The organism is Halomonas sp. NO4 (assembly GCF_010994375.1).
In the GTDB taxonomy this organism is placed as follows: domain Bacteria; phylum Pseudomonadota; class Gammaproteobacteria; order Pseudomonadales; family Halomonadaceae; genus Halomonas.
Genome location: NZ_WHMA01000002.1, coordinates 89,604 through 110,328 on the forward strand (window position 1 = coordinate 89,604; position 20,725 = coordinate 110,328).

Sequence of the window (20,725 nt, forward strand, 5' to 3'; positions counted from 1 at the left end):
CCGGTGGCATATCGACACACGCCAACTCCCCATCCCCGACAGGACACGCCCATGAGGATGCTCCCACGCTTCCTGCCAGGCCTGCTGTGCCTCTGCCTGCTGCTCGGTCTGCCGCTGGCCGCCCAGGCGCAGGAGGAGGCCGGCCAGGCCTTGCTGGAATCCCTCGACACCGACGCCTACGCCGAAAAGGGGGAGGCGATCGAGGCAATAATAGAAAGCGGCGACCCGCGCAGCCGCCGCTGGCTCGAGGCGCTGCTCGGCGGCAAGCTGCAGCGTCACAAGGACACCGGCCAGTTCGTCGTGGTCGTCGAGAATCGCGGCCGCAGCTGGCCGGTGGTCGATGCCCTGAGCTTCGAGGACGCCGGCGAGATGTCGCGCCGCGAGCTGGACCGCATCGGTATCAACAACGCCCTGCGCGGCCAGTTGCAGGGGGCGCTGGCGGTGCTCGACCTGCATGCCGAGGCCGTCGACGAGCGCCGCGAGGCGGCCCGCGCGCTGCTCGGCGACGTCGACGCCAGCCTGGCCGAGCCGCTCCGTGCGGTCATCGACGGCGAAGCGGATGACGAGGTGCGTCGCCTGCTCGAACAGGCCCTGGCCATCCATCGCCTGGAACAGGGCGATACCGCCGCCGTGGACGCCCTGGCCGGCAGCCTCAACTCCCGGGTGCGAGCGGCGCTCAATACCGCGAGCCGCAGCGACGACCCTCAACTGGCCCAGGCCGCGACGGCGGCGCTGGCCGACATTGAACAGAAGATGCGCCTCAACAGCGGCCTCGAAACCCTCTACTTCGGTCTCTCGCTGGGCTCGGTGCTGGTACTGGCCGCCATCGGCCTGGCGATCACCTTCGGGGTCATGGGGGTGATCAACATGGCCCACGGCGAGCTGATCATGCTCGGTGCCTACACGACCTGGGCCATGCAGCAGCTGCTGCCCGGCCAGCCCGGCCTGGCGCTGCTTCTCGCTATTCCCGGCGGGTTCCTGGTGTCGGCGCTGGCCGGCGTGGCCATCGAGCGCGGCGTTATCCAGTTCCTCAAGGGGCGCCCGCTCGAGACGCTGTTGGCCACCTTCGGCGTCAGCCTGATCCTCCAGCAGTTGGTGCGAACGGTGATCTCGCCGCAGAACCGCACCGTGGTGACGCCCGACTGGCTGAGTGGCTCGGTGATGCTCAACGAGGGGCTGTCGCTGACCCTCAACCGCCTCTACGTGCTGGGCTTCGCCCTGGTGGTGTTTGCCGGCCTGATGCTGGTGATGCGGCGCACGCGCCTGGGCCTGGAAGTGCGTGCCGTGACCCAGAACCGCGCCATGGCGCGCTCCATGGGCATCCGTGCGACCCGCGTCGACATCCTCACTTTCGCCCTGGGTTCCGGGGTCGCCGGCCTGGCGGGTGTCGCGCTCTCTCAGCTCACCAACGTGGGACCCAACCTGGGCCAGAACTACATCATCGACTCCTTCATGGTGGTGGTGTTCGGGGGCGTCGGGAACCTCTGGGGCACCCTGGTGGCGGGCCTTTCGCTGGGGGTGATCAACCAGATCCTCGAGCCCTGGGCGGGCGCTGTGCTCGCCAAGATCATCGTGCTCGTCTTCATCATCCTGTTCATCCAGAAACGCCCCCGCGGACTCTTTCCGCAGAAGGGCCGTGCGGCGGAGGGCTAGACGATGTGGCTGACACAACCTTTCACTGAGCGCTCCACGCAGCTCTTCATCGGCGTGCTTCTGGCCGCCCTGGCCCTGGTCACGGTGCTGCACCTGGCCGTGCCGGAAGGCCATCCCCTGCATGTCACGGCCTATACCGTCAACCTGTTCGGCAAGTACCTGAGCTATGCCCTGCTGGCGGTGGCGGTGGATCTGGTCTGGGGGTATCTCGGCATCCTCAGCCTCGGGCACGGCGCCTTCTTCGCCCTGGGCGGTTATGCCATGGGCATGTACCTGATGCGCCAGATCGGCGATCGCGGGGTCTATGGCCACCCGGTCCTGCCGGATTTCATGGTGTTTCTCAACTGGGAGAGCCTGCCCTGGTACTGGGCCGGCTTCGACATGGCCTGGTTCGCCTTTCTCATGGTGCTCCTGGCCCCGGGCGCGCTGGCGCTGGTGTTCGGCTTTCTCGCCTTTCGCTCGCGGGTTACCGGGGTCTATCTGTCGATCATCACCCAGGCGCTGACCTTCGCCCTGATGCTGGCCTTCTTCCGCAACGAGATGGGCTTCGGCGGCAACAACGGCCTCACCGACTTCCGCGATATCCTCGGGTTCAGCCTGCGCAGCGATGCCACCCGCCTGGGGCTGTTCCTCGCCACCGGCGTGGCGCTGGCGCTGGGCTACGTGGTCTGCCGGGCCATCGTCGGCAGCAAGCTGGGGCGGGTGTGCGTGGCGACCCGGGATGCCGAGTCGCGTACGCGTTTTCTCGGCTATCGGGTCGAGCGCTTCCAGCTCTTCGTCTTCGTGGTCTCGGCCATGCTGGCGGGGCTTGCCGGGGCGCTCTACGTGCCCCAGGTGGGGATCATCAACCCCAGCGAGTTCTCGCCGATCTTCTCCATCGAAATCGTGCTCTGGGTGGCACTGGGCGGACGGGCAACCCTGTATGGCGCCGTGATCGGGGCGATTCTCGTCAACTACGCCAAGACGGTGTTCACCGGGGTGATGCCCGACGCCTGGCTGTTCGCGCTCGGGGCCATGTTCGTGCTGGTCACCGTGTTTCTGCCCAAGGGCGTGGCGGGGCTGCTCGCCTACCGCGTCAAGCGCCCGCGACACTCGTCGGATGACACCTCGACACCCCAGGAGGCAAGCGCATGAGTCTTCTCAGTTCCCTGGCCGACCGTGACCGGGTCTTCGACTTCCTGGTGCCGGCAGCGTCTCCCGTGGACGTGCGCCACGGGCCGATCCTCTACCTGGAGGACGTGACCGTGAGCTTCGACGGCTTCAAGGCCATCGACAACCTCAACCTCACCATCGACGATGGCGAGCTGCGCTGCATCATCGGCCCCAACGGTGCGGGCAAGACCACCATGATGGACATCATCACCGGCAAGACGCGCCCTGACAGCGGCTCGGTATGGTTCGGCAGCCGCCACGACCTGCTGACGCTGAACGAGCCGGAGATCGCCAGCCTCGGCATTGGCCGCAAGTTCCAGAAGCCCACGGTCTTCGAGGCGCTGACGGTCTTCGAGAACCTGGAGTTGGCCATGGCCGCCGACAAGCGGATTCTGCCGACCTTGACGGCGCGCCTGACCGGTGAGATCCGTGACCGCATCGGAGAAATCCTCGTCACCATCGGCCTGGCCGATCTGCGCAACCGCCCGGCGGGTATCCTCTCCCACGGCCAGAAGCAGTGGCTGGAGATCGGCCTGCTGCTGATGCAGCGGCCGCGCCTGCTATTGGTGGACGAGCCGGTGGCCGGCATGACCGAGCAGGAGATGGAGCGTACCGCCGAGCTGCTCACCGGCCTGGCCGGCAAGGGCAAGCAGTCGGTGGTGGTGGTGGAGCACGACATGGGCTTTGTGCGCTCCATCGCCCGCCAGGTGACGGTGCTGCACCAAGGCAGCGTGCTGGCCGAGGGCAGCATGGATCAGGTTTCCAACGACCCGAAGGTCATCGAGGTCTACCTGGGCGCCGAAGAGGAGGCCGCCTGATGCTGACCGTCGACACCCTCAACCAGTACTACGGCGAGAGCCACACCCTCTGGGACCTCGACCTCGAGGTGCCCGATGGGCAGTGCACCTGCGTGATGGGGCGCAACGGGGTGGGCAAGACCACCTTGATGAAGGCGATCATGGGCGAGGTCGCGGTGAGCTCGGGCCGCATCCGCTATGCCGACGATGTCGAGCTGACCCAGCGCCCCGTGGAGGCACGCTCGCGGCTGGGGATCGGTTACGTGCCCCAGGGGCGGCAGATATTCCCGCTGCTCACCGTGGAAGAGAACCTGCGTACCGGTCTTGCCGCCCGGGGGGACGGCCGCCGCACCATTCCCGAGCGCGTCTATGAGCTCTTTCCGGTGCTCGAGGAGATGCGCCATCGCCGCGGCGGGGATCTCTCCGGTGGGCAGCAGCAGCAGCTGGCCATCGGTCGCGCCTTGGTGCTCGAGCCGCGGTTGCTGATCCTCGATGAGCCGGGAGAGGGCATCCAGCCCAATATCGTCACCCAGATCGGCGAGGTCATTCGCCGGCTGATCGCCGAGGACGGCCTGACCGTGCTGCTGGTGGAGCAGAAGCTGCCCTTCGCGCGCAAGTACGCCGACCGTTTCGTGATCATGGATCGCGGCCGGCCGGTGGCTAGGGGGCCCATCGGCGAACTCTCCGACGCGCTGATCAAGGAGCATTTGACCGTCTAGCCTTCCAGCACCCAGCCTCCAACGCCCGCTTCGGCTCTCGCCGAAGCGGGCGTTTTGCATCATGGTGGTGCGTGTATCGATGGCGTGTATCGGATTGGTGCAAGAGCCCGGCCACCCAGGCGCATCGCTGGTGCGCTCGGTATCCGAATCGCTCTTTGTGTACAAAACAAGCCTCTGTTTAATAACAGGTTTTCGGGTAATTCACCATCTTGGTACGCGGCTTGCTCTGGGAGAGGAAACTCTCACCGGACGCACAGGACCCTTTGTCAATGACGGCCATCCCGCGCGCCATCCCTTCTTGTTCCGAGTCGGGCCACCGTTTCGACGCCGGACGCCGCTGGGCGGCCTCCCTCGAGCTCGCCTTCGCCACCCGCCAGGGTGCCACCCGGATGGTCACCGCGCGACATCAGGGCCCGCTGCGGGTGCAGCGCCCCTTTCATCCCGAGGGCCATGCGGGCACCTGCCACGTCTATCTGCTGCATCCCCCCGGCGGCCTGGTCAGCGGCGATGCCCTGGCCATCTCGGCACGGGTCGAGGCGGGGGCACAGGCGTTATTGACCACCCCCGCCGCCAACAAGCTCTACGCCGCCGACAGCCATGGCGTGGCCTGGCGCCAGCACACCCGGCTGAGCGTCGCCAGTGGCGGGGCGCTGGAGTGGCTGCCCCAGGAGACGATTGCTTTCGACGGCACCACGGGCGAGCAGGCCACCGAAATCGACCTGGCCGCGGGGGCTCGCTGCCTGGGCTGGGAGGTGCTGGCGCTGGGGCGGCCAGCCAGTCGGCTGCCCTATGTCACCGGGCGCATCGAGCAGCGATTCCGCCTGATCCGCGACGGGGCGCCGCTGTGGCTGGAGCGCCAGCCGCTCGACCCCGGCCACTCGCGTTTTCTCGGTCGCTGGGGGCAGGGCGGGGCCAGCGTCCAGGCCACGCTCTGGGCGGTGGGGCTGGCCGACGAGGCGGGTGCCATTGACGCCCTGCGAGAGGCCCTGCCGGGCTCGCCCCGCTGGGCGGTCACTGTGCGCCACGGCGTGCTGCTGCTGCGCTACCTGGGCCAGGCGCGCAACGAGGCCTGGGACCTCTGCCAGCAGGCCTGGGAGACCCTGCGCCCCGGACTGCTCGGCAAGCCGGCGCAGGTGCCGCGAATCTGGTTGACCTGAATCTTCCCCCTCACGACGGAGACGCCACCATGGAATTGACCCCCAGAGACAAGGACAAGCTGCTGCTCTTCTCGGCCGCCCAGCTTGCCGAGCGACGCCTGGCGCGCGGCTTGAAGCTCAACTACCCCGAGGCCGTGGCGCTGATCAGCTTCGAGATCCTGGAAGGAGCCCGCGACGGCAAGAGCGTGGCCGAGCTGATGAGCACCGGCCGCGAGATTCTGACCCGCGACGACGTCATGGAGGGGGTGGCCGAGATGGTCGATGAAGTTCAGGTCGAGGCCACCTTCCCGGACGGCACGAAGCTGGTCACCGTCCACGAACCCATCGTTTAAGGAGCTCCCGATGATTCCTGGTGAATATCAGTTGAAGAATGGCGAGATCGAGCTCTGCGCGGGGCGCGAACGGATCAGCGTCGAGGTCGCGAACACCGGCGACCGACCCATCCAGGTGGGGTCCCACTATCACTTCGCCGAGACCAATCCGGCGCTGCGTTTCGACCGTGACAAGGCGCGTGGTTACCGCCTCGACGTGGCCGCCGGCACGGCGATCCGCTTCGAGCCGGGCCAGACCCGTGAAGTCACGCTGATTCCCTATGCCGGTAGCCGGCACATCTATGGCTTTCGCGGCGAGGTGATGGGCAGCCTCGGTCAATCCAGCCAGACAGGAGGGCAGCCGTGAAGTCCGTTAACAAGATCAGTCGCCAGGCCTATGCCGACATGTACGGCCCCACGGTGGGCGACCGGGTGCGCCTGGGCGACACCGAGCTGTGGATCGAGGTGGAGCGCGATGCCACCCACTACGGTGACGAGGTGAAGTTCGGCGGCGGCAAGGTGATCCGCGACGGCATGGGGCAGAGCCAGCGTCATGACGGCAGCGTGATGGACACCGTGATCACCAACGCCCTGATCCTCGACTGGTGGGGCGTCGTCAAGGCCGACGTCGGCCTCAAGGGCGGACGCATCGCGGCCATCGGCAAGGCCGGCAATCCGGATACCCAGCCCGACGTGGCGATCGTCATCGGCCCCGGCACCGAGGTGATCGCGGGGGAAGGCAAGATTCTCACCGCCGGCGCCCTGGACGCCCATATCCACTTCGTCTGCCCGCAGCTGGTGGAAGAGGCGCTGATGAGCGGTATCACCACCATGCTCGGCGGGGGCACCGGCCCGGCGACGGGCACCAACGCCACCACCTGCACGCCCGGCGAATGGCATATCGGAAAGATGCTGCAGGCCGTCGATGAGCTGCCGATGAACATCGGCTTTCTCGGCAAGGGCAACGCCAGCCTGCCCGAGGCGCTGGAGGCGCAGCTCGAGGCCGGCGCCATGGGCCTCAAGTTGCACGAGGATTGGGGCACCACCCCGGCGGCCATCGACAACTGTCTCGCCGTGGCCGAGCGCTACGATGTCCAGATCGCCATCCATACCGATACGCTCAACGAATCAGGTTTCGTGGAGGATACGCTGGCCGCCTTCAAGGAGCGCTGCATCCACACCTACCACACCGAGGGCGCCGGGGGCGGCCACGCGCCGGACATCATCACCGCCTGCGCCAAGCCCTACGTGCTGCCGTCATCCACCAACCCGACCCGGCCCTACACGGTCAACACCATCGACGAGCACCTCGACATGCTGATGGTGTGCCACCACCTCGATCCCGGGATTCCCGAGGACGTGGCCTTCGCCGACTCGCGCATCCGTCGCGAGACCATCGCCGCCGAGGACATCCTTCATGACCTGGGGGTGATCTCGATGATCGCCTCCGACTCCCAGGCCATGGGGCGGGTGGGCGAGGTGGTATGCCGCACCTGGCAGACCGCCCACAAGATGAAGGTGCAGCGCGGCCTGCTGCCGGAGGACGAGACCCGCGGTGCCGACAACTTCCGCGCCAAGCGCTATATCGCCAAGTACACCATCAACCCGGCGATCACCCATGGCATCGCCCACGAGGTGGGATCCATAGAGGTGGGCAAGCTCGCCGATCTGGTGCTCTGGAAGCCCGCCTTCTTCGGGACCAAGCCGGCCATGATCCTCAAGGGCGGCATGATCGCCGCGGCGCCCATGGGCGACCCCAACGGCTCCATTCCCACGCCGCAGCCGGTGCACTACCGCGCCATGTTCGGTGCCCTCGGGCGTGCGGCGAGCCAGACACGGCTCAGCTTTGTCAGCCAGGCGGCGCTGGATGCGGGCATCAAGGAGCGATTGGGCCTGCATAGCCCGCTGTCGGCCTGCCGCGATGTCCGGGGCGTGAGGAAGGGCGATATGAAGCTCAACGATGCCTGCCCCGATCTCGAAGTCGACCCGCAGACCTACGAGGTGCGCTGCGACGGCGAGCTGCTGACCTGCGAGCCGGCCACCGAGCTGCCGCTGGCCCAGCGCTACCACCTGTTCTAGGAGAGCCCGACATGCTGAGACTGACCGAACGCCTGGGGCCCATCGCGGTGGACCAGGCCGTCGACACCCTGACGTTGCCTTATGAGCAGCGCGTGCTGGGCCGCCTCAAGGTGGTGAGCGACGCCGGTCGCGAGCTGGGGCTCTTCCTCGATCGCGGCCCGGTGCTGCGCGACGGCGAGGGGCTGCGCGCCGAGAGTGGCGAGATCGTGCGAGTGAGGGCCGCCGACGAGCCGGTGGTCACCGCCCGCGTGGCCGTTGGCTTGCCGCTGGCACGTCTCGCCTATCACCTGGGCAATCGCCATGTGCAGCTGGCACTGGGCGAGGACGAGAAGGGCGGTTTCGTGCGCTTTCCACCGGATCATGTCCTGGAAGCACTGGCCGAGCGACTGGGGGCAAGCCTTGAGCGGCACGAGGCACCGTTCGACCCCGAGCCCGGCGCCTATAACCAGCTGGGCCACGCTCATTCCCACTCTCATGGCCACCATCATGAACATGACCACAGCCATGCGCACTGATCCGGCCCCGTCGTTGACAGAGCAGGGCGGTGACCTGGCGCTGCTGGGGCTGTTGCAACTGGTCAGCCCGGCGCTGCCGATCGGCGCCTTCGCGTTCTCGCAGGGGTTGGAGAGCGCCTTCGAGCTGGGCTGGGTGTGCGATGAAGAGAGCCTCGGCGAGTGGCTCGCCGGCGTGCTGGAGGACGGCTTGACCCGCTGCGAGCTGCCGGCGCTGGCGCGGTTGCAGCAGGCTTGGGCGAATGGTGACGGCGAGACGGTAGCCGAGTGGGATCAGTGGCTTGCCGCCAACCGCGAGACGGCCGAGCTTGCCGCCGAGGATGCGCGCCTGGGGGCGTCGCTGGCGCGACTGCTGGGCAGCCTGGCACTGCTGCCGAGCGAGCCAGCATCGCCACCCGGGGCGGGTTACGTCACGTTTTTCGCCTGGGCCGTCCACGTCCGCGGCATTCCGCCACGTCAGGCCCTGCTCGGCTTTGCCTGGGCGTGGCTGGAAAACCAGCTGGCGGTGGCGTGCAAGGCGCTGCCGCTGGGGCATACCGCCGCCCAGCGGCTGGTCGAGCGGCTGCGCCCGGCGCTGGTCGCGGCGGTGGACAAGGCGCTGGCACTGCCCGACGGCGAACTCGGCCCCGCGCTGCCCGGCCTGGCCCTGGCCAGCGCCCTGCACGAGACCCAGTACTCACGACTGTTTCGAAGCTAGTGTAAAACACCAGGAGAACGACATGACCCATTGCCTGCGTATCGGCGTCGGCGGCCCGGTGGGCTCCGGCAAGACGGCCCTGCTCAAGCAGCTCTGCCGGGCGCTGCGCGACCACTACGACATCGCCGTGGTCACCAACGACATCTATACCCGCGAAGACGCCGACTTCCTGCTCAAGCACGAGGCGCTGCCCGCCGATCGCATCCTCGGCGTGGAGACCGGCGGCTGCCCGCACACGGCGATCCGCGAGGACGCCTCCATGAACCTCGCCGCCATCGACGAGTTGCAGGAGCGCCACCCGAACCTCGAGTTGGTGCTGGTGGAGTCCGGGGGCGACAACCTCTCGGCCACCTTCAGCCCCGAGCTTTCGGATCTCACCCTCTACGTGATCGACGTCTCCGCCGGCGACAAGATTCCGCGCAAGGGGGGGCCGGGCATCACCAAGTCAGACCTGCTGATCATCAACAAGATCGACATCGCCGAGCAGGTCCACGCCTCCCTGGAAGTGATGGAGCGCGATTCGCGCAAGATGCGCGGCGAACGCCCGTTCGTCTTCACCAACCTCTACGATGGCGTGGGGCTGGAAACCATCATCCAGTTCATCCTCGACCGCGGCATGCTCCCGGAGCGCCGGCCACGGACCGAAGCCGCCGCCAGCTGAGCCTATTACCCCACCCCTGCACAAGGAGATTCGTCATGACGTTACCCATGCGTTCTGTTGCACGCCTTGCCCCAGCTTCGCTGCTGCTGGTCGCCGGTTCGGCCCTGGGCCATTCCGGGCACGGCGCCCCGTCAGTGCACGCCCACACCGGCAGCCCCTCGCTGCTGGCAGTGCTGGCCATTGTCGCCCTGGGCGTGGCGGCGCTGGTGCCGCTGGCACGCCTTGCCCTGCGTCGCCGGCGCCGCCGCCAGCGCTGATAGTGCCGGGCGGTGGCTCAGTCCAGGTGGGTCACTGCTTCGCGCCGCGGGTCTACGTGCCAGGGCAGCCCGCGGCGGGCGTTGTGTTCCAGTTCGGCGATCACCTGGGCGCCCAGCAGCAGGATGATCGCGCCTACCTCCAGGCTCAGCAGCACCACGATCAGGGTGGCCAGCGAGCCGTAGACGGCGTTGACCAGCGACAGGTTGGCAAAGTAGAAGACCAGCAGCAGCCGTATCCCCTCCCACAGCAGCGCCGCCACGAAGCCGCCGACGACAGCGCGGCGCAGGGCGATGCGCACCAGCGGCAGCACCTTGTAGATGGCGCTGAACAGGATGAAGACGCCGCCGAAGCTGAACAGGTTGAGCGCTGTTTCCGAGAGGCCGGCGAGGGGCAGGTCGCTGCCGAAGAGCGCCAGCCACAGGCTGTTGAGCGCGCCCGCCAGGGTCACCAGCAGCGTCAGGGCCAGCAGGCCGGCGCCGAGTACCAGCATGAACACATAGGGCAGCAGCACCGAGACCCAGACGCTACGCCCCACGTGGGCGTCGGGTGCATGGAAGATGATCGCCAGGGCATCCTCCAGCATGCGAAAGGCGAAGGAGCTAAACACCAGCAGCACCAGGATGCCGAACAGGCCGATGACCTCCGGCGTATCGACCAGGGTGCGCACGGCATCGAGCAGCACCTCGGCGTGGGCCGGGGCGAGATGGCGCGCCTGCACGCTGAGCACATTGAACAGGGTCTGCTCGTCGACCACCTGGGTGAGCAGCACGGCGAGCAGGGCGAACAGCGGCACGATGGAGAGCAGAATGTTGTAGCCGACGCCGCCCGCCAGCAGAATGCCGCGATTGCGCAGGAAGGCCGTCAGCACGCGCCACAGGAAGCTCGCGATCCGCGGTAGCAGAACGAAGGCCAGGTGGCGAGAGCGAGTCGGTGGTCGAGAGGCCATGCGCTATCCCTGTCGGGGCTCTATCCGGCATGATACGTGCTGTTCGACATCGACGGTCAAACGAATCCCGATATCGCCGTCGTCAGTCGCCGCCCATTCGCCACAAGGAACCCGTCATGAGCGAGGCGCTGCCGCCCGAGAAGCCCCGTCCCGACACCCCGCGAAGCCGTCTCGAGCGGCGTTTCGAGCATTTTCTCTGGCAGTCCCGCCTGCTGGTGTTGCTGGCGGTGATTCCCGCACTGCTCGGCGCCCTGGTGCTCTTCGTGATTGCCAGCCTCGATATCCTCGGCGTGGTAGCGAGTACCTGGCGACACTACCTCGACGGCGGCCACGACATCCACAAGAGCGTGGTCACCGACATCATCGTTGCCATCGACATCTACCTGATCGCCCTGGTGCTGATGATCTTCGGGCTCGGCGTCTACAAGCTCTTCGTGTCTCGCATCGAGCCCGCCGAGGGGCGCGATCCGTCCCATCCCTTCAACGTCCGGTCGCTGGACCAGCTCAAGGACAAGATCGCCCGGGTGGTGATCCTGGCGGTGATCATCGAATTCTTCCGGGCGGTGGTGGGCATCCAGTTCGATACCCCGCTCGATGCCATCTACCTGGCGCTCTCGGTGCTCGCCCTGGCCCTGGCGCTCTACCTCATGGCGCTGGCGCACAAGGCCGAGTGAGCCTTGCCAGGTGTCCGGAAGAGGCCACCGCGACCACGGGGACTGCCTTGCGACTATACTGGCTGGCACTTCCTGTCTTGCGGGTGCGATGTCATGACGGTCAGGCGCACACCACGGCGGCACTGCCGCTGCGACCCCGCAAAGAAGGCGCGCCGCGCCGGTGTCGCTCTGCTGCTGGCGGCTTGCGTGCTGCTGCTCACGGGCTGTGCCGGCCGGCTGGTGCCGCCCGCCGAGGTGGCCGATCCGGTGGACGTCTACCTGCTCGACCATGGCCGCCACGCCAGCCTGGTGCTGCCCCACCATGAGAGCGGGGTGGTGCGCTACAGCTACGGCGACTGGCAATGGTACGTGGAGGGGCAGCGGCACCTGCTGTCCGCGACGGCGGCGATGCTGTGGCCCACGTCTGGCGCCCTGGGGCGGCGCGTCGATGAGGGGCTGGCGCTTCCCCGAGAGCTCTCCCGGCTGGCCCCCGAAGGGGTGGCGGAAAGCTATTCGCTGGTCGTGGAACGGTCGCGCGCCAGGGCACTGAGCCGACGACTGGATGCTCGCTTTGCCGCGGCCGCCCCCGGGGTGGAGAGCCCGACGTTCAACTTGGTCTTCGTGCGCGACCCGCGCGGCTATTGGCTGGCCCATCAGTCCAACCTGGTGGTCGCGGACTGGCTGGAGGAGCTGGGCGTCGAGGTGCAGGGGCTTCCCTGGCTGTCGCGTTGGCGCCTCGACCCCTGAGCGTTGAAAGACTGATGCCGATCATCTCCGGGTCGGTGCAAGACTGTGGGAACGTATCAGTGTGTGTATGCTGATGAGTCGACGGCACGAGCTTGTCGCGGCTCTGGCGACAGGCGTCATCGATCAACTGGAGGGTCCAGCCCATGTCGGATAACCCCAACAGCTCACCATTCAAGGACAATCGCGTCAGGGCGCTGGCCGCCGTGGCGGTGGTGGCCATCATCTGGGCGATCTTTGCCCACACTAGCGGCAGCTCCTATCGCGAGCACAGCGAGGCGCTCGAGTCGCAGCTCTCGGACCTGGAAGCCGAGAATCAGGCGCTCACCAGCCAGTTGGAGGAGCGTGAGTCCCAGCTCGACGCCAATGCCGAGGCGGGTGAGGATCTGGATGCGCTCGAGACGCAGATTGCCGAGCTCGAGGAAGAGCGTGACGCCATGCAGTCGGCCATGGCCGAGGAGCAACAAGCCGCCCAGGAGGAGCTGGAGCAGCTGCAGGCCGAAGTGGCGGACACCGAGTCGAATCTCGCCGAACTGCGCGAGCAGCAGGAATCGCTGCAGGCCGATATCGAAGCCCGTCAGTCTGAGCTCGCCGAGGCGGAAGAGAGCCTGGCGGCGGTGCGCGAGGAGCAGCAGTCCGCCGAGCAAGCCCTCGAGGAGGCTGTTTCGGCGCGCGCAGAAGCTGTCCAGGAGCGCGAAGAGGCCGAGGTGGCCCGCGATGATGCCATCGAGGCGCAGGAGAGCGCCGAGGCGGCGCGCCAGGAGGCCGAGGTGGCGCGCGACCTGGCGGACAATGAGCTGGCCGCCATCGAGGACGAGATCACCGCGGCCCTGGAGCGCCTGGAGTCCCTCGAGGCCAACATCGCCGAGCGCGAGACCGAGCGCGAGGCCCTCGAGAACGACATCGCCGCGCTGGAAACCTGGCGTGACGAGGTGGCCGACGAGGTGGCCGCCGTGCGCGAGGAGCGCGATGCCCTCCAGACCGAGGTGGAGCAGGCGCGGGTCAACCTCGACGACACCATGGCCGCCATGCAGATCGGTCGTGAGGAGATGGCCAGCATCGAAGAGCAGATCGACCAGCGTGAAGCCCAGCTGTCACGTCTCGAGTCGCAGCTGGCCAACTGGCGCAACGAGCTGGAGCAGCTCCAGCAGCGCACGGCCTCTGATGAGGCGTCAACTTCTGAATCCGAGGCAACGGCGGAATCTGACGACAGGGCTGGCGATGAAGAGGCTGGCGAGGTCGACTCCGCCATGGATGCCCAGGCCGAAGCCCTCGATGAACAGACTGCTGAACAGCAATAATCGGCTAAGCCAACAAAACAGGACAGTAGGAAGTCACGAACGGTGAGCCAGGCTCGCCGTTCGTCGTTTCGGGCCCCTGGAAGGGCGCGTTATACTGCCAGGAAAGCTTACCGTTGCGGCGGTTGCCGCTTCGCCATCAGCACGAGGAGTCAATCGTGATCGAAGGGGTCAAGCATATCGTTGCCGTGGCATCCGGCAAGGGCGGGGTCGGCAAGTCGACCGTCACCGTCAACCTGGCGCTGGCCGCGGCCGCCGAGGGCTACCGGGTGGGCATCCTGGATGCCGACATTCACGGCCCCAGCCAGGCGCAGATGCTGGGCGTCGGCGAAGGCGTGCGTCCCCAGGCTGCCGGCGAGAACCGCATGCGCCCGCTCGAGGCCCACGGCATCCAGGCCATGTCCATGGCCTTCATGGTCGACATTCGCGAGCCGATGGTATGGCGCGGGCCCATGGTGGCAGGGGCGTTCCAGCAGCTGCTCACCCAGACCGTGTGGGACGACCTGGACATGCTGTTCATCGACATGCCGCCGGGGACCGGCGATATCCAGCTCACCCTGGCCCAGAAGGTGCCGGTGAACGGCGCGGTGATCGTCACCACGCCCCAGGACATCGCCCTGCTGGATGCCCGCAAGGGCATCGAGATGTTCCGCAAGGTCAACGTGCCGGTGCTGGGCGTGGTGGAGAACATGAGCCTGCACGTCTGCTCGAACTGTGGCCACAGCGAGCCGATCTTCGGCGAGGGGGGCGGGGAGCGCATCGCCGGTGAATATGAGACGCGGGTGCTGGGGCAGCTGCCGCTTACCCTCGCCATTCGCGAGCAGGCCGACGGCGGGCGGCCCACCGTGGTGGCCGAACCGCAGAGCGAGGTTACCGCCACCTTCCGCGACATGGCTCGCCAGGTGGCGGCGCAGCTGGCGGATCAGTCGGCCGAGGGGCCGTCCATCTCGTTCAGCGAGTGAGGCGGCGCTACCCCCGTGACGCCCGACCCCGGGGCCGCTATCATGGCGGCCCCGGTGCCGTGAGGCCCCTTTGTCAACCCCAGCAGGAACCGTCCCGATGAGCATCAAGTCCGACAAGTGGATTCGCCGCATGGCCGATCAGCAGGGAATGATCGAGCCTTTCGAAGCCGACCAGGTTCGCTACGTGAACGATCGGCGGGTGATCTCCTACGGGACGTCCAGCTATGGCTACGATGTGCGCTGCGCCGACGAGTTCAAGGTGTTCACCAACATCCATTCGGCGGTGGTCGACCCCAAGGGCTTCGACGAGAAGAGCTTCGTCGACATCAAGGGCGATGTCTGCGTGATTCCGCCCAACTCCTTCGCCCTGGCGCGCACCGTGGAGTACTTCCGCATCCCGCGCAGCGTGCTGACCATCTGCCTGGGCAAGTCGACCTACGCGCGCTGCGGCATCATCGTCAACGTCACGCCCCTCGAGCCGGAGTGGGAAGGGCACGTGACGCTGGAGTTCTCCAACACCACCAACCTGCCGGCCAAGATCTACGCCAACGAGGGCGTGGCGCAGATGCTCTTCCTGGAGTCCGACGAGGTGTGCGAGACCTCCTACAAGGACCGCGGCGGCAAGTACATGGGACAGCGGGGCGTCACGCTCCCACGTACGTGAGGCTCTGCGACCAGTTGCAAGGCACGAGGAGCGAGGTTCAAGGGAACCCCTTGGCTCGCTTCTTGTTCATGGTTCAGGCAATACTGCCTCTCGAACCTCGAACCTCGAACCTCGAACCTCGAACCTCGAACCTCGAACCTCGAACCTCGAACCTCGGTGCTACTCCTCGTCGAGCTCTTCCGCGGCGTCGGCGTGGGACATGCGCAGCCCGTGTGGCGGCAGCGTCATGCCGTCGAAGGTGGCGCCGCCGTTGGCGAACCGCAGGCGGCCCTCCAGGCACCATCTCACGGCGATGGGGTAGATCAGGTGCTCGCGGGCGTGCACCTTGGCCTTGAGGCTCTCCTCGGTCTCGTCCTCGGCCACCTCGACCACGGCCTGTAGCACCACGGGGCCGCCGTCCAGTTCCTCGGTGACGAAGTGCACGCTGCAGCCGTGCTCGGCCACGCCGTCGGCCAGCGCCCGGGCGTGGGTGTCGAGCCCCTGGTAGGCGGGCAGCAGCGAGGGGTGGATGTTGAGCATCCGCCCAAGGAAGCGTTGCACGAAGCGCGGCGTCAGGATGCGCATGAAGCCGGCCAGCACGATGAGGTCAGGCTCGTGGCGCTCGATCACCTTGATCAGGGCGCCGTCGTAGGCGTCGCGGCTGTCGTACTCGCGATGCGGCAGAACCACCGCCTCGATGCCGGCCTCACGGGCGCGGTGCAGGCCATAGGCGTCGGGCTCGTTGGAAACCACGGCGACGATCTCGCCGCCCAGACGGTCGTGAGTCTGCTCGTCGATCAGCGCCTGGAGGTTGCTGCCGTTGCCGGAGATCAGCACCACGACCCGGCGCACGTCGGCGGGCTGCGGCGTCATGTCGTTGAGGGTGTCGCTCCCGTAGTCGCTGTCGCTCATGCCGTGAGGTGCTCCAGCTGGACCGGTTCCTCGCCGTCGCCCTGGGCAACGATCTCACCGATGCGGAACACCGCCTCGCCCTGGGCCTGCAGGTGGGCCCGCGCCTGGTCGGCCTTGTCGGCCGGCACCACCACCACCATGCCGATGCCGCAGTTGAGGACGCGGTACATTTCGCGTTCGTCGACGTTGCCCTGACGCTGCAGCCAATCGAACACTGCCGGGCGCTCCCAGCTTGCGACGTCAACGCGCGCGGCGAGGCCGTCCGGCAGGACCCGGGGCAGGTTCTCGGTGAGGCCGCCGCCGGTGATGTGGGAGAGAGCATGCACCGGCACGCCGCTGTCACGGATCAACGACAGCAGCGGCTTGACGTAGATGCGGGTGGGGGCGAGGAGGGCATCGGCCAGCGGCTGGCCGTCGATGGCGGTGTTGAGGTCGGCGCCGCTCACCTCGAGGATCTTGCGGATCAGCGAGTAGCCGTTGGAGTGGGGGCCCGAGGAGGCGATGCCCAGCAGCACGTCGCCCTCGGCCACGCGGCTGCCGTCGAGAATCTCGGACTTCTCCACCACGCCGACACAGAAGCCGGCCAGGTCGTAGTCGCTGCCCTGGTACATGCCGGGCATCTCGGCGGTCTCGCCGCCCACCAGGGCGCAGCCGGCCTGCTCGCAGCCCTCGCCGATGCCGGTGACCACGTCGGCGGCGATGTCCACCTCGAGCTTGCCCGTGGCATAGTAGTCGAGGAAGAACAGCGGCTCGGCGCCGGCCACCACCAGGTCATTGACGCACATCGCCACCAGGTCGATGCCGATGGTGTCGTGACGCTCCAGGTCCATGGCCAGGCGCAGCTTGGTGCCCACGCCGTCGGTGCCGGAGACCAGCACCGGCTCCCGGTAGCCGGAAGGTAGCTGGCACAGGGCGCCGAAGCCGCCCAGGCCGCCCAGCACTTCGGGGCGGGTGGTGCGCTTGGCCACGCCCTTGATGCGGTCGACCAGAGCGTTACCGGCATCGATGTCGACGCCGGCATCCTTGTAGCTGAGCGAGGGACGGGAAGGGGAATCGGTCATCTCGGGTCCTGTCGTGGGTCGTCGGCCGTGGGTGTCGCGCGCCGGCCGACAGGCAGTGGGCAAGATCGGGGCAGGAATTGTAGCATCATGGCACGCGACTGGCAGCCGCCAGCGGCGCTGCGATACAGGGAGAGCGGGATGCGCAGAGAGTGGTGGGTGGCCATCGGCCTGACAGCGCTGGTGCTGTGGTTTTTCGTCAGCATCGAGCCGGTGCTGATGCCGTTTTTCGTCAGCATGATCCTCGCCTACCTGGGCGATCCCCTGGCCGATTGGCTGGAGTGCCGCGGCCTGTCGCGCCGCCTGGCAGTGGCCATGGTCTTCCTGCTGTTGACGCTCGTCGTGGTGATCACCCTGCTGCTCGTGGTGCCCGTGCTTGGTCGCCAGCTTGGACAGCTGCTCGACTCTCTGCCGGCGGTGCTCAACTGGGTCGAGCAGAGCGTGGTGCCGCGGGTCCGGGCGCTGACCGGCCTGGACCTCTCCACCGACATCGGCCAACTGCGCCAGGCGGTGGTCGACAACTGGCGGGAAACCGGCACCGCGGCGGCGTCGCTGCTGGCCCAGGTGTCACGCTCGGGGCTTGCCCTGGTGGCGTGGATCGGCAACCTGGCGCTGATTCCGGTGGTCACCTTCTACCTGCTGCTCGACTGGGACATCATCGTCGCCAAGGTGCGCGAGGCGCTGCCGCGGCGCTGGGAGCCCGATGCGGTGCGCCTGGCTGGCCAGTGCGACGAGGTGCTGTCGGCCTTCCTACGCGGCCAGCTGATCGTGATGCTGTGCCTGGGCGTCATCTATGCCGTCGGCCTGACGCTGCTGGGCGTGCGTTTCGGCCTGCTGATCGGCCTGCTCTCCGGCCTGGCGAGCATCGTGCCCTACCTGGGGGTGATCGTGGGGATCAGCGTGGCCGGGCTGGTGGCGTTCTTCCAGGCCGGCGATTGGCTGATGTTGCTCGGCGTCGCTGCGGTGTTCGCCTTCGGTCAGGTGGTGGAGAGCGTGGTGCTCCAGCCCAAGCTGCTCGGCGACAAGATCGGCCTGCATCCGGTGGCGGTGATCTTTGCCGTGCTGGCCGGCGGCAACCTCTTCGGCTTCACCGGCGTGCTGCTGGCGCTGCCAGCGGCCGCGGTGATCATGGTACTCTTGCGAGAACTCCACGACCGCTACAAGCGCAGCCGCTTGTACGATGCCAGCCAGGTCGGGGAATTTCCCCGCCACCCCCGGGACGAGGAGTCGCCATGAGCCGAGCACCCGCGCAGCTGCCGCTGGGCGTGGGGCTGCGCGATGACGCCACCTTCGCCAACTTTCACGCCGGCCCCAACGCGAGCCTGGTCGACCGCCTCGAGCGTCAGCTGGATGGCGAAGGCGAGCCGTTTCTCTATCTGTGGGGCGCTGCGGGCACGGGGCGCAGTCATCTGCTGCAGGCGGCCTGCCATGCGGCCTCCGGCCGCGATCGCCGCGCCCTTTACCTGCCGCTGCGCGAGCTGGGCCATTTTCCGCCGCTCATGCTGGAGGAGGTCGAGCGCCTCGACCTGGTGGCGATCGACGACCTGGAAACCGTGGTGGGGCGCCGGCGCTGGGAGGAGGGGCTCTTTCATGCCTTCAATCGGCTGCGCGACGCCGGGCGGCGGCTGGTGATGGCGGCCGATGCCCCGCCGCGTCAGCTGCCGGTCAAGTTGCCGGATCTCGCCTCGCGGCTCACCTGGGGCATGACCTTCCACGTCAAGGCACTCGACGACGAGCAGCGCCTGGCCGCCCTGCAGCTGCGCGCCCGAGGGCGCGGCATGCAGCTACCCGACGAAGTGGCGCGCTATATCCTGCATCGCGGGCCGCGCGAGCTGGGCGAACTCTGCGAGTCGCTGGCCGTGCTCGACCGCGCCTCGCTCTCCGCCCAGCGCAAGCTGACCATTCCCTTCGTCAAGCAGGCGCTGGGGTGGTAGCCGCCGCGGCGAGGCTCACCCTTGGCAGAGCTCTTCGGTGGAATACTTGAAGGAGTTGAGCACATCCTCCTGGGTGAAGCCATGGGCGGTGAGGGTGTCCTCCCAGGCATCGGTACGCTTGTACGCCAGCAGGGCCTCGTTGACGGCGTCGCGCAGCGCCTCGGCCTCGGGGCCGAAGGCGAAGCCGCCCCAGCTTCTCACTTCCTCGCCCTCGATCACCGGGTCGCTGAAGTTGCGTGCGGCTTCCACCTCACGGCTTTGCTGCTCGAGCGTGGTCACCGTGAGACCGGTGGCGGCATAGGCATCGGCCTCGCCGTTGACGATGGCGTCGATGGCCTGCTCATTGCGCTCGATGGTGACGATCTTATCCTCGGGTACGCCGAGGGTCGTCAGGATCTCCCGCTGATCCGCTCCGGCCATCACCGCCACGCGATACTCATTGCGCCCCGCTAAGTCGTCGTAGGCGGTCAGCTCTTCCGGATTGCCGGCGCGGACCAGCAACCCCTCGCCATAGGTGGTGTTGGGCACGGAATAGAGCACCTGCTCGCAGCGTTCGGGAAGAATCGCCATCTCCGCGGCGGCCATGTCGAAGCGCCCTTCGCGCAGGCCGGGAATGAGGTCGCTGAAGTCGGTGACGATCCACTCGATGGAGCCGATGCCCAGTTCCTCCATCAGGTGCATGGCGACTTCCGGGCCGGCGCCGTGGGCGTCGCCCTGCTCGTCGACGTAGCCGTAGGGCTCTTCGTTGGCCACGGCGATGCGAATGCTGTTCTGTTCGCGAATCGTCTCAAGATCGGCAGCGCTGGCCGTCGCCAGGCCGGCCAGCAGCGTGGCGGCAGCGACCTGTATCGCTCGGCCGGTCAGGCTGTGGTGGCGCATGTCCGAACCTCCCTTCCTGGTGCATCATGGCCCCGACGGATGCCGGCCGGCCCTCTGGCATCAACATAGGTGAGAGGCCCAAGCGCCGCCAGCCGGGACCTCAGCGCCTCAGGTTGACTTGGAGGTTGCGGCCGCTGCCCAGCGATACCTGGCGGATGATGATCCTGGGCTCGCCGCTGCGAGGATCGCGCAGGCTGCCGGAGACGTAGAACTCGCCGGATGGCAGGCCGTTCAAGCTGAAGCGACCGCTGCCGTCGGTGCGCGTGGTGTGGGTATACTCCCGGGCGCGCGGGTCAGCGGGTGCCACGGCGATGCCGGCCAGCGCCTTCTCGGCGGCCTCGGCGGAGTAGGTGGTGACCGGCGCCACCGAGATGCCGGCATTGGGAACCGGTCGGCCGTCGAGGGTCAGTTGACCGCTGATCGAAGCCGTACCGCGCTTCTCGAGCCGGGCGTATTCGCCCTCGGGAAAGGCGACGTCGCGTGCCACTCGGCCCGGTGCGGTGGTCGGCGCCTCGGGTTCGGCTTCGCGCGGCGCAGGCTCGCCGCGGTCGATGATTTCGATGCGCTCGGGGGAAGTGGCGGGGCGGGGCTCCATCATCTGGCAGCCGGCCAGGGCCAGGCCCAGCAGCAGTGCGATGATCCAGGCTTTCATGGTGAGCTGTCCTCGTGGTCGTGGGCCCCGTGCCTTGCAGAGGATAGC

General features: G+C 67.5%; 24 protein-coding genes. 19 read left to right on the forward strand and 5 right to left on the reverse strand.

Annotation, left to right across the window (positions count from 1 at the left end):
* Positions 1-51: 51 nt before the first annotated feature.
* The 12 genes from urtB (at position 52) to FEF15_RS01965 (ending at position 9,995) form a co-directional block, all read left to right on the forward strand.
* A complete protein-coding gene (gene urtB, locus FEF15_RS01910) occupies positions 52-1,653 on the forward strand; it encodes an urea ABC transporter permease subunit UrtB (protein WP_163557401.1) in 1,602 nt (533 codons plus the stop codon).
* Between the two features lie 3 nt (positions 1,654-1,656).
* Complete coding sequence (gene urtC / locus FEF15_RS01915; RefSeq protein ID WP_163557402.1) at positions 1,657-2,787, forward strand: urea ABC transporter permease subunit UrtC; 1,131 nt, start codon at positions 1,657-1,659, stop codon at positions 2,785-2,787.
* Positions 2,784-3,623, forward strand: coding sequence for an urea ABC transporter ATP-binding protein UrtD (gene urtD, locus FEF15_RS01920; RefSeq protein ID WP_163557403.1), 840 nt, complete (start codon positions 2,784-2,786; stop codon positions 3,621-3,623). The genes urtC and urtD overlap by 4 nt, the downstream gene beginning before the upstream one ends.
* Positions 3,623-4,321, forward strand: coding sequence for an urea ABC transporter ATP-binding subunit UrtE (gene urtE, locus FEF15_RS01925; RefSeq protein WP_163557404.1), 699 nt, complete (start codon positions 3,623-3,625; stop codon positions 4,319-4,321). Before urtD ends, urtE begins: the two co-directional genes overlap by 1 nt.
* Positions 4,322-4,590: 269 nt before the next feature.
* The gene (locus tag FEF15_RS01930; RefSeq protein WP_163557405.1) at positions 4,591-5,478 is read left to right on the forward strand and encodes an urease accessory protein UreD; all 888 of its coding nucleotides are present in this window, start codon (positions 4,591-4,593) and stop codon (positions 5,476-5,478) included.
* Positions 5,479-5,507: 29 nt separating this feature from the next.
* Positions 5,508-5,810 carry an urease subunit gamma gene (locus FEF15_RS01935; protein WP_163557406.1) on the forward strand — a complete coding sequence of 101 codons (303 nt, stop codon included), beginning with the start codon at positions 5,508-5,510 and terminating at the stop codon, positions 5,808-5,810.
* Positions 5,811-5,820: 10 nt separating this feature from the next.
* Positions 5,821-6,156 carry an urease subunit beta gene (locus tag FEF15_RS01940; RefSeq protein WP_163557407.1) on the forward strand — a complete coding sequence of 112 codons (336 nt, stop codon included), beginning with the start codon at positions 5,821-5,823 and terminating at the stop codon, positions 6,154-6,156.
* Positions 6,153-7,868: an urease subunit alpha gene (ureC, locus tag FEF15_RS01945; RefSeq protein ID WP_163557408.1), complete on the forward strand. Its 1,716-nt coding sequence runs from the start codon at positions 6,153-6,155 to the stop codon at positions 7,866-7,868. The genes FEF15_RS01940 and ureC overlap by 4 nt, the downstream gene beginning before the upstream one ends.
* A gap of 11 nt (positions 7,869-7,879) precedes the next feature.
* Positions 7,880-8,383, forward strand: coding sequence for an urease accessory protein UreE (gene ureE, locus FEF15_RS01950; protein WP_163557409.1), 504 nt, complete (start codon positions 7,880-7,882; stop codon positions 8,381-8,383).
* Positions 8,373-9,077 carry an urease accessory UreF family protein gene (locus FEF15_RS01955; RefSeq protein ID WP_163557410.1) on the forward strand — a complete coding sequence of 235 codons (705 nt, stop codon included), beginning with the start codon at positions 8,373-8,375 and terminating at the stop codon, positions 9,075-9,077. Before ureE ends, FEF15_RS01955 begins: the two co-directional genes overlap by 11 nt.
* Before the next feature lie 22 nt (positions 9,078-9,099).
* Positions 9,100-9,738, forward strand: coding sequence for an urease accessory protein UreG (gene ureG, locus FEF15_RS01960; RefSeq protein ID WP_163557411.1), 639 nt, complete (start codon positions 9,100-9,102; stop codon positions 9,736-9,738).
* Between the two features lie 35 nt (positions 9,739-9,773).
* Entirely contained in the window at positions 9,774-9,995 is a 222-nt protein-coding gene (locus FEF15_RS01965) for a hypothetical protein (RefSeq protein ID WP_163557412.1), read from the forward strand.
* Positions 9,996-10,012: 17 nt separating this feature from the next.
* Here FEF15_RS01965 and FEF15_RS01970 read toward each other — a convergent pair whose 3' ends face one another.
* Complete coding sequence (locus tag FEF15_RS01970) at positions 10,013-10,942, reverse strand: YihY/virulence factor BrkB family protein (protein ID WP_163557413.1); 930 nt, start codon at positions 10,940-10,942, stop codon at positions 10,013-10,015.
* Between the two features lie 116 nt (positions 10,943-11,058).
* Here FEF15_RS01970 and FEF15_RS01975 point away from each other — a divergent pair, with 116 nt between their 5' ends.
* From FEF15_RS01975 to dcd, 5 genes are all read left to right on the forward strand, one after another.
* Complete coding sequence (locus FEF15_RS01975) at positions 11,059-11,616, forward strand: YqhA family protein (RefSeq protein WP_163557414.1); 558 nt, start codon at positions 11,059-11,061, stop codon at positions 11,614-11,616.
* A gap of 93 nt (positions 11,617-11,709) precedes the next feature.
* Positions 11,710-12,342 carry a hypothetical protein gene (locus FEF15_RS01980; RefSeq protein ID WP_163557415.1) on the forward strand — a complete coding sequence of 211 codons (633 nt, stop codon included), beginning with the start codon at positions 11,710-11,712 and terminating at the stop codon, positions 12,340-12,342.
* A 143-nt stretch (positions 12,343-12,485) separates the two neighbouring features.
* A complete protein-coding gene (locus FEF15_RS01985; protein WP_163557416.1) occupies positions 12,486-13,640 on the forward strand; it encodes a hypothetical protein in 1,155 nt (384 codons plus the stop codon).
* Positions 13,641-13,795: 155 nt separating this feature from the next.
* A complete protein-coding gene (gene apbC, locus FEF15_RS01990; protein WP_163557417.1) occupies positions 13,796-14,599 on the forward strand; it encodes an iron-sulfur cluster carrier protein ApbC in 804 nt (267 codons plus the stop codon).
* A 97-nt stretch (positions 14,600-14,696) separates the two neighbouring features.
* Positions 14,697-15,263 carry a dCTP deaminase gene (dcd, locus tag FEF15_RS01995; RefSeq protein WP_163557418.1) on the forward strand — a complete coding sequence of 189 codons (567 nt, stop codon included), beginning with the start codon at positions 14,697-14,699 and terminating at the stop codon, positions 15,261-15,263.
* A 159-nt stretch (positions 15,264-15,422) separates the two neighbouring features.
* Here the strand turns inward: dcd and purN are convergent, their stop codons facing one another.
* Both purN and purM read right to left on the reverse strand, forming a co-directional pair.
* Positions 15,423-16,154 carry a phosphoribosylglycinamide formyltransferase gene (gene purN / locus FEF15_RS02000; protein WP_163557419.1) on the reverse strand — a complete coding sequence of 244 codons (732 nt, stop codon included), beginning with the start codon at positions 16,152-16,154 and terminating at the stop codon, positions 15,423-15,425.
* The gene (purM, locus tag FEF15_RS02005) at positions 16,151-17,215 is read right to left on the reverse strand and encodes a phosphoribosylformylglycinamidine cyclo-ligase (protein ID WP_163557420.1); all 1,065 of its coding nucleotides are present in this window, start codon (positions 17,213-17,215) and stop codon (positions 16,151-16,153) included. The genes purN and purM overlap by 4 nt, the downstream gene beginning before the upstream one ends.
* A gap of 138 nt (positions 17,216-17,353) precedes the next feature.
* On the opposite strand from purM, the gene FEF15_RS02010 reads away from it, so the two are divergent.
* The gene (locus tag FEF15_RS02010; protein ID WP_163557421.1) at positions 17,354-18,448 is read left to right on the forward strand and encodes an AI-2E family transporter; all 1,095 of its coding nucleotides are present in this window, start codon (positions 17,354-17,356) and stop codon (positions 18,446-18,448) included.
* A complete protein-coding gene (gene hda, locus FEF15_RS02015) occupies positions 18,445-19,146 on the forward strand; it encodes a DnaA regulatory inactivator Hda (RefSeq protein WP_163557422.1) in 702 nt (233 codons plus the stop codon). Before FEF15_RS02010 ends, hda begins: the two co-directional genes overlap by 4 nt.
* 15 nt (positions 19,147-19,161) lie before the next feature.
* Here the strand turns inward: hda and ehuB are convergent, their stop codons facing one another.
* Both ehuB and FEF15_RS02025 read right to left on the reverse strand, forming a co-directional pair.
* Complete coding sequence (gene ehuB, locus FEF15_RS02020) at positions 19,162-20,025, reverse strand: ectoine/hydroxyectoine ABC transporter substrate-binding protein EhuB (protein WP_163557423.1); 864 nt, start codon at positions 20,023-20,025, stop codon at positions 19,162-19,164.
* Positions 20,026-20,125: 100 nt separating this feature from the next.
* Positions 20,126-20,677 (reverse strand): carboxypeptidase-like regulatory domain-containing protein, encoded by a 552-nt coding sequence (locus FEF15_RS02025; RefSeq protein ID WP_163557424.1) that lies wholly within the window; start codon positions 20,675-20,677, stop codon positions 20,126-20,128.
* Between the last annotated feature and the right edge of the window lie 48 nt (positions 20,678-20,725).